Raw genomic sequence first — 13,415 nt, 5'->3', positions numbered from 1 at the left:
AAGGTCACGGAACGAGGATGAACTTTCCCGCGGGGTGCGAACTCTGCAACTCGGTGTGAGCGAGCGCGACGTCCGTTAGTGGGAAAGTCTTGGCGATCTTCACGGTGAGATGTCCGGAACCGGCTTGTTCGACCAGTTCGGATCGAGCCTTCAAACGCGCTTCCGCACTTGCCGGATTGCCTCCGCCGACGGACGCGAAGCCGTCGGTCTGGGCGCGTCCGAACGCGACGATGGTGACGATGCGACTCTTGTCGGAGACCAAAGCCAGCGAAGTATCGACGGCTTCATCTGTTCCGGCGGTGTCGAAGGCGGCGTCGACGCCGTTCGGCGCGAGTTCACGAACACGCGCTTCGAGGCCGTGGCCGTAGAGCACAGGCGTGGCGCCGAGCGAGCGCACGTAATCCTGATTCGAGGCTCCCGCGGTGCCGATCACCGTAGCTCCGCGACCAACTGCCAGCTGAACAGCGATCGCGCCGACGCCGCCGGACGCGCCGTGGATGAGAACGGTGTCGCCGGAGCCGACCCGAATGGTGTCGAGGGCGTCGACTGCAGTTCCGCCGACCAGAAGGAGGCCGGCTGCCTGTTCCCAGCTGATGCCTGCGGGCTTCGCGGTGACAGAGGAGACCGGCACGACTACTTGTTCGGAGTAGAGGCCGTTGCCGGGGCTGACGATCACTTCGTCGCCGACGTTCACATTTGTGACGCCGTCGCCGACGGCCGAGACGACGCCCGCTGCCTCGCCGCCGAGGCGGATGGGAAGTTTCTCGGGGTCGGTGCCGAAAGCGCCGCTGTAGAGCTTGAAGTCGAAGGGATTGACGCCGATCGCCTTCACGTCGACCAGGACTTCACCTGATTTCGGTGCCGGTAAATCGACGTCCACCAGCTTCAGGACCTCGGGCGTGCCGTACGTCTGCGCTACAACAGTTTTGGTCATGTCTCGCGCAACCGTCCTCGGGGAAGCGATATTCCCCGAGGACGGGAAAAACTCGAGAAGATTCGATCAGCGGATCAGGGTGCCCAGATCGAGCGGCATCGCGATGCCGGTGATGTGATGGGCCTCGTCGGAACCGAGGAACGCGACGGCGGCGGCGATGTCCTCCGGCTGGCTGACCGGGTCGGGCAAGGTCTGCATGAAGATCGGACCGAGTGTGTGGGCGTTGGCGTCGATGAGCGGCCGCATGTCCGTCATCTGCATTCCGGTTTCCACGCCGTGTGGGTGGATGGTGTTGACCCGAATGTTGTACTGCCCCAACTCCGAGGCCATCGTCTTGGCCAGACCGGTGATGCCGTGTTTGCTCGCGACGTAATGGCCGAGGAAGGGGAGGCCGCGCAGGCCGGCGACGGAGCTGGTGAAGATGATCGAGCCACCGGTGCCTTGCTTGATCAGGTGCGGGATCGCTGCCTTGGCGGTGTGGAAGACGCCGGTCAGGTTGACGTCGAGCGTTTCCTGCCACTGCTCGGGCGTGATTTCCCAGGACATGTTGGCAGAACAGATTCCGGCGTTCGCGACGACGACGTCAAGTCGCCCCAATTCGTCGATGCCGGCCGCGAGCGCCGCGGACAGCGCAGAGAAGTCGCGAACGTCGGTCTTGGTAGCGACAATTCGACGGTCCAGGGCCTTGACCAGTTCGACTGTCTCGGCCAGGTCGTCGTCGGTGGCGCCGGCATACGAGGTGGATTCGAATTGAACACACGCGTCGACGGCGATGATGTCTGCGCCCTCTTCTGCCAGCCGGACAGCTTCGGCGCGCCCCTGACCACGGGCGGCTCCGGTGATGAAGGCAACTTTTCCGGTGAATCGACTGGCGGCCATGCTCAAACCTCCGACTAGTGGTGATGATCTGCTCTTCGGAAGTTAGCGCGACGAAGTTCTTTTCGGGGGTGAATGCCCAGTCAGCGGAAACCGCTCAGCGCACCCTGGTCAACAGGGCACATGGCCCGGCAGTGAAGATGTCCCGCGCATCCGAAGACAAGACGGGTTGTCCGCTCAGTGCGTCGACCCATTCGCCATCTGGCAGGTCCACTCGCGTATCTCTCCAACCGTGCGACGAGAGTCTGAGCGAATGTCGCGTCGCCAGAGCAACGACCATAGGCGGATCACCTGCCGGGCCGCGCGAGAAGCCGACCAGATGACCGGATCCGGAACCTGAAGCGAAGACCGGCCGGTACTCACCGTGATCGAACCACGAGGGGTTCTCCCGCCGCAGTGTCAGTGCCGTGCGAACGAGGTGCAACTTTGCGGTTCCTGTTGCGTCGATCGGCGCGGCGCCGGAATCGAGCAGTGATCGCCTCGTTCCGTAGTCGACAAGCCGCCGGTTGTCCGGATCGACCAACGAGTCCTCCCACAGCTCAGTGCCCTGGTAGACGTCGGGAACGCCGGGCCCGAGAAGTTGGAGCAGCTTTTGGCCCAGAGAGTCCGACCAGCCGTGACGCGCGATCCGGCCGACGAATTCGCTGACCGAATCACCGACCGGGCCGTCGATCACCTCGTCGATCCAGCGGTGCACTGCCGACTCGAAGTCGACGTCCGGATCGTTCCAGGAAGTTCTGGCGCCGGACTCGCGGACGGCTTTCTCCGCATAGGCGTGCAAACGCTCGCGCAGCTCTGGAGCCGAGGCTGCCGAGCGGCCGTCCGCCGGCCACACACCGATGATGTTCTGCCACAAGAACAATCCGGTAAGCGGATCAGGGCTGGGGCACACGTCTTCCCACTCGCGAATCAGCCGGGCCCACAGCGTCGGCACCTGAGACACAACACCGATCCGTGCCCGCACGTCCTCGCCGCGTTTGGTGTCGTGAGTGGACAGACTCGTCATCGCGCGCGGCCACCGCTTCGCTCGGTCCGCGTTATGGAGATGGAATTCGGCGACGGAGACGGCAAGCGATGCCGGGTTGCCGCCGACTTCCTGACGTGAGACCAGGCGCGCCGTCCGATAGAAGAGTCGATCTTCGACGGACTTGGCCATGACAGCGCCACACACCTGCTGGAAGCGAACTGAGGCTTCACCGCTGTTCACCAGGGATTGCGCCAACACGTTGAACGATGGTTCATGTCCGGGAGCCAATTCGTGCATGTCGCCGACGATCCGAGCGGCCAAACCGGCGAGGGGACTGTAGTCGGATCGGTACACCGGCATCCGAGCGATCGCGACGACAACTGCGTCGTTCAGTTCGGTCTCACTGCAACGACTTCCGGTTTCGCGTCGGATTGCACGTACGAGCCTGCGAACCTCCGGTGCCAGGTCACCGCGCCCGGTGTCGCGTTTGAACTGACGTTCGGTGTGATGCAACCACGTACTGTCCCCGTCGTCGCCGGTCAGATCTGCCGAGAGTTCGGTCAATTCGAGTTCGGCGGCGGGATCGACGAAAATGCCGCCCAGCTGATTGAGGGCGTCGTATCCGGTGGTGCCGTCGATCGGGAGCATCGGATCGAGTGGTTCCGTATGGCCGAGGATCTTTTCGATCACGAGCCACTGATCTGGTCCGATCAGTTCTCGCAGGCGCCCGAGATATTCCGCCGGATTCGCGAGTCCGTCCGGATGATCGATGCGAACGCCGTCGATCAGTCCTTCGTCGACCCACGACTTCACTTGCCGATGGCAGAGTTCGAAGACTTGGGGGTCCTCCTGGCGCAGCGCAGCGAGTTCGTTGACGGCAAAGAACCGTCGGTAGTTGACGATCCCGGCGTTCCACGGTACGAGTCGGTACGACTGCCTGGAGTGCACCTCCTGTGGAGATCCGAATTCAGTACCGGCAGCGATGGGGAAGCGGTGCTCGTAGAACGCGAGAAGTGTTTCCTCGCCATCTTTCTCGACAGTCAGTGCGTCGAGATCGTCCGGGCTGCCCAGTACCGGGAGTGAGAGTTTGCCGTCGGCGCCGTTGGCTCCGTTGTCCTCGGCCCAATCGATGTCGAAGAAATGCGCGTACTCCGACGACTGCCCGTGCGTGAGAACGTCCCACCACCAAGCATTTTCGCGAGGTTTGGCGACACCGACATGGTTGGGGACCAGATCGACGATCAGGCCCATCCCACGTGATCGAACGGCGCGCGAGAGCTCCACCAGGGCCTCGCGGCCACCAAGTCCTTCGGACACGGTTGTCGGATCGGTGACGTCGTAGCCGTGCGTCGATCCGGACGTTGCCGTGAGGATGGGGGAGAGATAGAGATGTGAGACCCCCAATGCCTCGAAGTAGTCCACCTGTGCGGCCGCATCACGAAGAGTGAATGCATCCGGTCGCAACTGCAGTCGGTAGGTGCTGGTTATCGGGGCCATGTGCACGTCTCCCTCAAGCGGTTCTGCGAAGTACCGTCAATGCTCGCGCTTTTACATCCAATGTTGTTCCGGCTTTGATCACGGTATCGCTCTCACCGGTGGGGACCGAGGTGTCGAGTACGACGGTCCACTCCGACGCGTAGTCCGCGTTGGGGGTGGAGAATTCGAGATCTTCGTAGTGGGCGTTGAAGCAGAGAAGGAACGAATCTCCGGTGACGCGCTCGCCACGGTAGTTCGGTTCCGGGATCGCGTCACCGTTGAGAAAGACAGCCAACGACTTGCCGAAACCGCTGTCCCAGTCGGCCGGAGTCATCTCTTCGCCAGACGGCGTGAGCCAGGCGATGTCGCGACTCTGATCGCCGCTTCGAATAGGTCGCCCCTCGAAGAATCGACGACGCCGGAAGACCGGGTTCTTGGCGCGCAAGGCAATTGCGCGCTTGGTGAACTCGACGAGGTCGGCGTTGGTTTCCGCGAGAGTCCAATCCATCCATGACAGTTCCGAATCCTGGCAGTAAACGTTGTTGTTACCCTGCTGAGTTCGGCCCATCTCGTCGCCGTGAGCAAGCATCGGGGTGCCCTGGCTGAGCATCAGCGTAGCCAGTATGTTCCGGCTCTGACGGCCACGCAGTTCGAGGATTTCCGGGTCGTCGGTGGGGCCTTCGACCCCGCAGTTCCACGATCGGTTGTGCGATTCGCCGTCGTTGTTGTTCTCGCCGTTGGCTTCGTTGTGCTTCTCGTTGTACGAGACTAGGTCGTGGAGGGTGAAACCGTCGTGAGCGATGACGAAGTTGATGCTCGCGCCAGGGCGACGTCCGGTGGCCTCGTAGAGATCAGAGGATCCGGTGAGACGGGAGGCGAACTCCCCCAGCGTTGCCGGCTCACCACGCCAGTAGTCGCGGACGGTGTCGCGGTATTTGCCGTTCCATTCGGTCCACAGGCCGGGGAAGTTGCCGACCTGGTAACCGCCTTCGCCGACGTCCCACGGTTCGGCGATCAGCTTCACCTGACTGACGATCGGATCCTGTTGCACGAGATCGAAGAAGGCCGAAAGGCGGTCCACGTCGTGCAGTTCACGGGCGAGTGTCGAGGCGAGGTCGAAGCGGAAACCGTCGACGTGCATCTCCGTGACCCAGTACCGCAGAGAGTCCATGATCAATTGCAGCGTATGCGGATGACGGGCGTTGAGGCTGTTGCCCGTTCCGGTGTAGTCCATGTAGTGCTCTTCGTCGCCGTCGACCAGGCGGTAGTAGGCGGCATTGTCGATACCGCGGAAGCTGATGGTCGGCCCCATGTGATTGCCCTCGGCGGTGTGGTTGTAGACCACGTCGAGGATCACTTCGATACCCGCCTGGTGGAAGCTGCGCACCATGGCTTTGAATTCCGCTACGGCCGCATCGGGTTTCGTGGCCGAGGAGTAGTCGGTGTGCGGAGCGAGAAAGCCGAAGGTGTTGTAACCCCAGTAGTTTCGCAGACCTTGGTCGAGAAGCACCTGATCGTGCATGAACTGGTGGACCGGCATCAGTTCGATCGCCGTGACACCCAGATCGGTGAGGTGCTCGATGATCACCGGATGAGCGAGCCCCGCGTACGTGCCGCGCAATTCCTCCGGAACTCCGGGATGCGTCGCGGTCATACCCTTGACGTGCGCTTCGTAGATGACCGTCTCGTGATACGGACGCTTCGGCGAGTGGTCGGACGCCCAATCGAAGAACGGGTTGATGACGACGGTCGACATCGTATGGCCGAGCGAATCATGTTGGGGGAAAGGGATGGTGGCGGGTTCGTCGACGAGTGGTTCCGGCTCGAAGGGTTCGGGCTCGAGGATCTCGTCCGATTCCTGATCGCCCGTGGGCGAGTCGTCTTCGAGGCCCACCTCGTCCGATTCGGCTTCCGAACTCGTTTCGTCGGTAGCCTCTTGCGGCTCCACGGCGGGAGATTCGTCGTCTCCTGAAGGTTCGGGGTCCGCCGCCGATTCGACGTCGTACGAGAACAGCGAACGGTCTCCGTCGAAGTCTCCGTCGAACGCTTTTCCGTACGGGTCCAGCAGGAGTTTGCTCGGATCGCATCGCAGACCTGCAGCCGGATCGTACGGCCCGTGTACGCGGTAGCCGTATCGCTGGCCGGGGGATACCGACGGAAGGTACGCATGCCAGACGTAACCGTCGACCTCGTCCATCCGAATGCGGGTTTCGGTTCCGTCCTTGGCGATCAGGCACAGCTCGACGGCCTCGGCGACCTCGGAGAAGAGCGAGAAATTGGTCCCCGCGCCGTCGTAGGTGGCACCGAGTGGGTACGCACTGCCAGGCCATACCGGGATGGGAGTGGCTGAGGTCTCGCTCGGCGGTTGATCCATGAATCAGACCCTATCGGGTGCAGCCGATCGAATCTCGTCGACTGTCTACGGTGCCGATCACCGTTTCGCCTGGCTGCGGGCGGTTGCAAGCATTCCGGCTGTGATCTGTTCCACCTCTGCCTCCGAACACAGGTACGGAGGCATCGCGTATACGAGGTTGCGGAACGGCCGGAGCCAGACGCCGGCGTCGACGGCTGCATCGGTCGCGCTCTGCATGTCGACCGGCTGTTCGAGTTCGATCACTCCGATTCCGCCTTTGACGCGGACGTCGACGACCCCGGGAATTGTGACGGCTTCGGCGAGGCCTCGAGCGAGGCCACGTTCGAGGGTTGCGACGTCACGCCGCCAGTCCATCGCAAGCAGAAGTTCGGTCGACGCCACCGCGACGGCGCACGCGAGTGGATTGCCCATGAAGGTGGGGCCGTGCATCAGCCCGCCGCCCTCACCGGCAGTGATGGTCTCCGCGATCTCCGTGGTGCACAGCGTTGCCGCCAGACTCATGTACCCGCCGGTCAGTGCCTTGCCGACGCACATGACGTCGGGACTGACGCCGGCGTGATCGGCGGCGAACAATTCTCCGGTGCGTCCGAATCCGGTCGCGATTTCGTCGAAGACCAGGAGGACTTGGTACTTGTCGCAGAGGTTACGCAGGTCGATCAGGTACGCGGGATCGTGGAAACGCATTCCGCCGGCGCCTTGGACTACCGGTTCGACGATCACCGCGGCGAGGTCCTCGTGATGCTCGGCCAAGAGCGATTCCAACTCCTGCACGTATTCGGGGAGATAGTCCGCCGAGGGAGTCTGCGCGAAGACCTGAGGGCGAAGGACGTCGGTCCAGAGAGAGTGCATGCCGCCGTCGGGGTCGCAGACGCTCATGGGGGTGAAGGTGTCGCCGTGATATCCGCCGCGCCAGGTCATCAAACGATTTTTCGACGGTTTTCCGAGGCTCCGCCAGTACTGCAGGCACATCTTGACTGCTACTTCGACGGCCACCGAACCGGAGTCGGAGAGGAACACCTTGTCGAGGTGAGGCGGTGTGATGTCGACGAGTAGTCGCCCGAGGCGAGCGGCGGGTTCGTGCGTCAGTCCGCCGAACATGACATGACTCATCTTGCCCAGCTGCCGTGCAGCAGCAGTGTCGAGCACGGGATTGCGGTATCCGTGAATGGCGGCCCACCACGAGCTCATTCCGTCGACCAATCGGCGGCCGTCGGAGAGCGTGAGTGTAGCCCCCTGCGCAGAGTCGACGATCAGCGGACGAGTCGACGCGGGAAATGATCCGTACGGATGCCAGAGGACATCGGCATCGATGGCGGAGACGTCATGGGGATCAAGTCCGGTTGTGAGCACGGATGCACCCTAACCATTGAGTTGAACGGTGTTCAAGTATGGTCGGAAAAGTGAACACCTCGCTGAATTGGCTGACGGCCGTCGAAGCGGACCGCAGGGCCGCCGGACTGCGTCGCGAACTCCGTCCTCGCACGGTCGACTCCCCGTTGATCGACCTGGCGTCGAACGATTACCTCGGACTCGTGCGGCACCCCGATGTGATCGAGGGTGCCGCGGCGGCTCTGCGCCGTTGGGGCGCGGGCGCCACGGGCTCGCGTCTGGTCACCGGCACCACCACCGAACACGAACTGCTCGAAGTCGAACTGGCCGAGTTCGTCGGGGCGGACTCCGGACTTGTCTTCTCCTCCGGTTACACAGCCAATCTCGGCGCGGTGACGGCGCTCTCGGGTCCAGGGTCGTTGATCGTCTCCGATGCGGGATCGCATGCCTCGCTGGTGGATGCCTGCCGCCTGTCACGTGCTCGGGTTGCCGTTGCTCCGCATTCGGACGTGGGCTTTCTCGCCGACACGTTGCGCAGCAGAGTGGAAGAGCGAGCGCTGGTCGTCACCGATTCGGTCTTCAGTGCCGACGGAGACCTCGCGCCACTGCGGCAGATGCATCAGGTGTGCCGCGAGTACGGGGCGATCCTGTTGGTCGACGAGGCGCATGGCATCGGTGTGCGCGGTGCCGGTGGACGTGGACTCGTCCACGAGTCGGGCCTGGCCGGTGAACCCGACGTCGTCGTGACGGCAACACTGTCCAAGTCGCTCGCCAGCCAGGGCGGAGTTGTGCTCGGTGACAACAAGATCCGCGCGCATCTCATCGACGCGGCAAGAACGTTCATCTTCGACACCGGGCTCGCACCGGCCGCCGTAGGCGCGGCCAGGGCTGCACTCGCCGTACTCCAGCGTGAGCCGACGCGAGCGCTCGACGTTCTGGCCCGGGCATCCGAACTGGCGGACGTCACCGGTGCTCCGTCGCCTGAATCTGCTGTCGTCTCAGTCGTTCTCGGTGATCCGCAGCGGGCGTTCGATGCCGCGTCCGCGTGCCGGGACCAGGGACTGCACGTCGGATGCTTCCGCCCGCCGTCGGTTCCGGAAGGAACGTCACGGCTGCGTCTGACAGCACGAGCGACGCTGTCCGCATCCGAGATGGAGCAGATCGCTCTCGTACTGCGCGAAGTATTGGCCGGAGCCCGAGCATGAGCATTTTCCTGGTGACCGGAACGTCGACCGACGTCGGAAAAACAGTGGTGACAGCCGCATTGGCATCGGTGGCCTTGCAGTCGGGAAAGTCGGTTGCAGTGCTCAAACCGGCCCAGACCGGCGTCGACGTGGACGGTGCGGGTGATCTGGCCGAGATCGAGCGTCTGACCGGCGGCGGCGTGACGCTGGTCGAGTTGGCGCGGTATCCCGAACCTTTGGCGCCGGATACTGCTGCCCGTCGAAGTGGTCTGCCGTTGTTGGCGCTCGACGAAGTAGTCCGAGTTGCTCGCGACCTGGACACCACCCACGACTTGACCCTGATCGAAGGCGCCGGCGGCTTGCTGGTCCGCTTGGGCGTCGACGGGTTCACCGCTCGCGATCTTGCCGCGGCTCTGGCAGTGCCAGTGGTGCTGGTGGTTGCGTCCGGCCTGGGCACGCTCAATCACACCGCACTGACCGTGGAAGCCCTACGTGCATCCGGCGTGGACTGCGCCGGGTTGGTGATCGGTTCGTGGCCGCAGGAACCGGACCTCGCCGAGAGATGCAATCGCGAGGATCTGGTTTCAGTCAGCGGTGTTCCCCTTCTCGGGGTAATGCCTGCCGGAAGTGGAGGCGCGAGTGTCCGAGAGTTTGCTCGCACCGCTTCGATCACGCTCGGTGAACTTCATTTGACCAACTGACGACGTAACATCCGATTTGTCCGCATCGATAGCCAAGGCACAGTGGGGCGCCTTGGGTTTCGACGTCCCTCGCGTACGATTCCGGTCGGTATATTTCGACGGGTGTCTTGCGGCGACCCTGCATCCGGGGCGCCTTGGTCACCGACAGTGGTTGTCGAATTGTGAGTAGGTCAGTCGAATGTAGGTGGTGAGCACGGTCGAAAAGTCGTTGTCGTCATCGGCCGTACGTCGCGCACTGCTTATCGGCGTAGTCGTCTTCGTCTCGTGCCTGGTCGGAATTCTGAGCCGTCTGCCGGGCACGCTTGCAGTCTTCTGGCCGGCGAACGCGCTGCTACTCGGGATCCTCTTTCGGTCGCCGCGTTCCGCCACACTGCTCACCTGGATCTGCGTCGTAGTCGGTTATGTCGGAGCCGACCTGATCACCGGTGGGGCATGGGAGTCCACGGTGTGGCTCAACGCGGCCAACATCGTCGGGGTTGCGAGCGGCTTCTACGCCTTTCGCTGGGTCGACAGTGAGGACCGTCGACTGACCAGTATTCAGTCCGTCGGCTATCTCGTGTCGATGACTGTCGCCGCCGCGTCGATGGCGGCGCTCGTGGGCGGAATCGCGAACCGCGTGCTGTTCGGCGGGCAGTGGTGGGAAGGCTGGTTGCTCTGGTTCTCGAGTGAGTTCGTCAACTACATGACCATCGTCCCCTTGGTGCTGACATTCCCTTCGCTTCGACGAGTGGATCGAGAACCGAAAGCTGTTGCCACGCTTGTGCGTCGATCAGTCGTTCCGACGGCGCTGCTGGCCGTCTGCATCATCTTGGAGTGGGTGATAGGCGGTGCCGGAGCGATCGCGTTTGCCATGCCGGCGCTGGTGACTGCAGCCTTGCTCACCAATGTATTTGTCACGTCGATGCTCACCGCTGTGTCAACTGCCTGGACGTTGGTACTGACGGCCGACGGCCATCTCGGATTGTCCAGCGAGGGCGTCTCGCCGGTCAGCGCGTCGGTCCAGATCGGATTGTCGCTGCTGGCGGTAGCGCCGATCGCGGTGGCCTGCGTGATCCTCGAGCGTCGCCGCGCGCTCGAGGCACTCACCCAGGCCGTCACCCACGACGATCTCACCGGTGCGTTGCGCCGGGACGAATTCTTGCGGCGAGGCGGCAGCGTGACGGGTGCGACCGATCCGCGTCGCCACTCTGGGCGTCCGGTCAGCGTCCTGATGATGGATCTGGATCACTTCAAGATGGTGAACGACAACCTCGGTCATCGTGCCGGCGATACAGCGTTGGTGAGTTTTGCCGATCAGGTGCGGCGGCACCTCGATGACAAGCATCTCTTCGCCCGATTGGGCGGCGAGGAGTTCGTCGTACTGATGGCCGGTGTCGATCTCGAGGGTGCGACCGAAACAGCCGAGATGATTCGACGCGCGCAAGCGGAGAATTCGTCGGCAGTATTGGGTGAATTCGGGCCGACGGTCAGCATCGGTGTCGCGTGTTCACCCCACGGCGACGCAGACCTGACGCAATTGGTCGATTGCGCTGACGAGGCGTTGTATCGAGCGAAGAAGTTGGACCGCAATCGAACCGTGGCGCTCACGGTCGGTAGCTGAAGAAATACGTGCGGACCCGCAGTTTGTTGCGGGTCCGCACGTGGTGGTGGAGTCGACCGATTCAGAACAGATTGATCAGGGCAGGAACACTGAACAGCGCTACGTAGTAACCCATGAACAGAACTCCGCCGTGAATCTTGAACAGGCGCCCGAGAAGGCCACCGACCAGGCCGACCGTCACGGTGATCAGAAGCCCGAGGACGCCGCCCTCCCAGATGCTGATGACGACGACGAGTCCCGTGAACACCGCGATCACAGCTTCGTGACTGATGTGCTTGACCACCGCTGACGCAGCGCGGTACGCGTAGTTCATGGCAAACGGGTATGCGATGACCGTTGCCGTGACCACTGCGAGCAGTCCGTAGAGCAGGAACTCCCACTGCGTCAGGTACGTGGAGAGATTGTTGATCACTCCGGTTTCCTGATTGGTCTCGAACACCGGTGGAGCGTTGAACAGAGGGGCTGCGGGGCCTGCCGCGAGCGGGCTGAGCGGAAGGCCGAAAGCGACGAGTGGGATGAGGGTTTCCGCGATGTAGGTGGATTCCGTCGTACCGTTCTTCGCCGAGACCATTGTGGTCAGTCGGTGATAGCCGTTCTTGATCCGCGCACCTACCAGCTCACCCATCAGAACAGTCATGGCGACCGGGCTGAAGACGAATGTTGCGCTCGACACCGTGGAAGCGGCGGCGGTGTAACCGATCTGCTTGCGATCGAGGACCTTCAGAGGATTGGGGAAGTATCCCTTCCATCCTTTGATGTCCGGGGCCAATGCAACGGTTTTGGGTTCACTGCGTTCCATGTCCTTACGGCTCGACGGGCCCAAGGTCAATGCGAGGTCCGCGATCAGCGGCCCGACTGCGATCGCAAGGAAGTAGCTGATGTTCAGCGACACATCGTAATTCGACGTCAACGCGCGGGCGCCGAGGATCAAGATGACGAAGGGAACGAGGGCGACAACCCCGGCCCAGCGGCCTGGTGAGGCGTAGGCGATGCCGATGGCGGCGACCAGGAACAGCCACGGTGCTATCGACTGAACGGTGTCCGCGAACGGCGCGAGGATGGTCGCGAACAAAACGGCAACCGGCACAGCGACGAACGCCGAGATCACTGCTCCCGAGATCGCCTTGCGGAGTGCGATGTGCGGGATGCCGAGTGAGCGCATCATCTGCGCTTCCGGCAAGAGTGGAATCGCCATCGTGTCGCCGGGAATGCCCAGCAGCATCGTCGGCACCGCGTGCGTCATGTGTTTGGCGATCGCACCGGAGAGGAAGAACGTGAAGACCGCCGCCGGGGGAGCGCCGAGCAGAATCACGAGCAGAGTCAGCGGTGCGATCGTGGCGGTCTCGTCCGTGCCGGAGATCAATCCGATGAACGTGAACGCGACCGCACCGATGATGCCGAAGAGAACGGCAATCAGAATTTCGTTGGTCAGAACCGAACTCATGCGCGCCCACCGTCCTTCGGTGTGTTCGAGACCCGTGCGTGCTCGGCCTCGGCAGCGGCGAAGTGGTCGTACAGACCCAGCTCGCGAAGTTCCTGTCGGCTCTGCTCCGGAATGTCGGCGAGAGTGCCCAGACCCTGGCGCTGTTCACTCATCGTCGTGATGACACCGTCGATCGACTCCGCGTCGGCGGCGGCCAAGGCGACTATCCGCTTCGGCTTGATGAAGATTCCGCAGACCACGCCGGCGAGCAGGCAGGCCGCGATGCCGACCAGAAGGCTGTACGCCTGGGCCAACGACGGTTCGCTGACGACCCGTTCGAACAGTGCCTGGGCCGCGAGAAGGGCCGAGGCGCCGACGACACTGCCGACTGCAACGGAGATCGCGAGGTGTCGACCGTTGACGGTGTCACCCCAGACTTCGAGGTATGTCTGCTGCTCGGTCGGCTCGGTCGTGGTGGTCGGCGTCGTTGCCGGCTGAGGTGGTGACATCAGTCTTCTCCAGTGTCATGCATGGCGGGGTCGTACAGGGAG

General features: G+C 62.9%; 10 protein-coding genes. 3 read left to right on the top strand and 7 right to left on the bottom strand.

Annotated elements, in window-relative coordinates:
* Window positions 1-4: 4 nt before the first annotated feature.
* The 5 genes from RHP72_RS16750 to RHP72_RS16730 form a co-directional block, all read right to left on the bottom strand.
* Window positions 5-934, bottom strand: coding sequence for an NADP-dependent oxidoreductase (locus RHP72_RS16750; protein WP_285182773.1), 930 nt, complete (start codon window positions 932-934; stop codon window positions 5-7).
* Window positions 935-1,000: 66 nt separating this feature from the next.
* Window positions 1,001-1,813, bottom strand: coding sequence for a mycofactocin-coupled SDR family oxidoreductase (locus RHP72_RS16745; protein WP_007733124.1), 813 nt, complete (start codon window positions 1,811-1,813; stop codon window positions 1,001-1,003).
* A gap of 94 nt (window positions 1,814-1,907) precedes the next feature.
* On the bottom strand, window positions 1,908-4,274 hold the full coding sequence (gene treY / locus RHP72_RS16740) for a malto-oligosyltrehalose synthase (RefSeq protein ID WP_311093625.1): 2,367 nt from the start codon (window positions 4,272-4,274) through the stop codon (window positions 1,908-1,910).
* Window positions 4,275-4,287: 13 nt separating this feature from the next.
* Window positions 4,288-6,627, bottom strand: coding sequence for a glycogen debranching protein GlgX (gene glgX / locus RHP72_RS16735; protein WP_003941662.1), 2,340 nt, complete (start codon window positions 6,625-6,627; stop codon window positions 4,288-4,290).
* Between the two features lie 57 nt (window positions 6,628-6,684).
* Window positions 6,685-7,977 carry an adenosylmethionine--8-amino-7-oxononanoate transaminase gene (locus RHP72_RS16730; RefSeq protein WP_311093624.1) on the bottom strand — a complete coding sequence of 431 codons (1,293 nt, stop codon included), beginning with the start codon at window positions 7,975-7,977 and terminating at the stop codon, window positions 6,685-6,687.
* Between the two features lie 38 nt (window positions 7,978-8,015).
* On the opposite strand from RHP72_RS16730, the gene RHP72_RS16725 reads away from it, so the two are divergent.
* From RHP72_RS16725 to RHP72_RS16715, 3 genes are all read left to right on the top strand, one after another.
* Window positions 8,016-9,161: an 8-amino-7-oxononanoate synthase gene (locus RHP72_RS16725; RefSeq protein WP_007733119.1), complete on the top strand. Its 1,146-nt coding sequence runs from the start codon at window positions 8,016-8,018 to the stop codon at window positions 9,159-9,161.
* Window positions 9,158-9,841, top strand: a complete 684-nt coding sequence (gene bioD, locus RHP72_RS16720; RefSeq protein ID WP_007733117.1) for a dethiobiotin synthase — start codon at window positions 9,158-9,160, stop codon at window positions 9,839-9,841. Before RHP72_RS16725 ends, bioD begins: the two co-directional genes overlap by 4 nt.
* A 187-nt stretch (window positions 9,842-10,028) precedes the next feature.
* Window positions 10,029-11,441 carry a diguanylate cyclase gene (locus tag RHP72_RS16715; RefSeq protein WP_311093623.1) on the top strand — a complete coding sequence of 471 codons (1,413 nt, stop codon included), beginning with the start codon at window positions 10,029-10,031 and terminating at the stop codon, window positions 11,439-11,441.
* 61 nt (window positions 11,442-11,502) lie between these two features.
* On the opposite strand, the gene RHP72_RS16710 is transcribed toward RHP72_RS16715, so the two are convergent.
* Complete coding sequence (locus tag RHP72_RS16710) at window positions 11,503-12,885, bottom strand: tripartite tricarboxylate transporter permease (RefSeq protein ID WP_047270124.1); 1,383 nt, start codon at window positions 12,883-12,885, stop codon at window positions 11,503-11,505.
* Window positions 12,882-13,373: a hypothetical protein gene (locus RHP72_RS16705; protein ID WP_003941716.1), complete on the bottom strand. Its 492-nt coding sequence runs from the start codon at window positions 13,371-13,373 to the stop codon at window positions 12,882-12,884. The genes RHP72_RS16710 and RHP72_RS16705 overlap by 4 nt, the downstream gene beginning before the upstream one ends.
* Window positions 13,374-13,415: the final 42 nt, after the last annotated feature.

The sequence above is a fragment of the Rhodococcus sp. SG20037 genome, from assembly GCF_031763325.1.
Taxonomy (GTDB): Bacteria; Actinomycetota; Actinomycetes; order Mycobacteriales; family Mycobacteriaceae; genus Rhodococcus_F; species Rhodococcus_F qingshengii.
Note: the sequence above shows the minus strand (reverse complement) of the source record. Positions and strands in the feature narration are given on the sequence as shown.

What these genes read in the sequence shown, in the direction of transcription:
- treY (WP_311093625.1), bottom strand. Translation starts at nt 4,274, where the DNA reads ATGGCCCCGATAACCAGCACCTACCGACTGCAGTTGCGACCGGATGCA.
- RHP72_RS16710 (WP_047270124.1), bottom strand. Translation starts at nt 12,885, where the DNA reads ATGAGTTCGGTTCTGACCAACGAAATTCTGATTGCCGTTCTCTTCGGC.
- RHP72_RS16750 (WP_285182773.1), bottom strand. Translation starts at nt 934, where the DNA reads ATGACCAAAACTGTTGTAGCGCAGACGTACGGCACGCCCGAGGTCCTG.
- RHP72_RS16725 (WP_007733119.1), top strand. Translation starts at nt 8,016, where the DNA reads ATGGTCGGAAAAGTGAACACCTCGCTGAATTGGCTGACGGCCGTCGAA.
- RHP72_RS16705 (WP_003941716.1), bottom strand. Translation starts at nt 13,373, where the DNA reads ATGTCACCACCTCAGCCGGCAACGACGCCGACCACCACGACCGAGCCG.
- bioD (WP_007733117.1), top strand. Translation starts at nt 9,158, where the DNA reads ATGAGCATTTTCCTGGTGACCGGAACGTCGACCGACGTCGGAAAAACA.
- glgX (WP_003941662.1), bottom strand. Translation starts at nt 6,627, where the DNA reads ATGGATCAACCGCCGAGCGAGACCTCAGCCACTCCCATCCCGGTATGG.
- RHP72_RS16745 (WP_007733124.1), bottom strand. Translation starts at nt 1,813, where the DNA reads ATGGCCGCCAGTCGATTCACCGGAAAAGTTGCCTTCATCACCGGAGCC.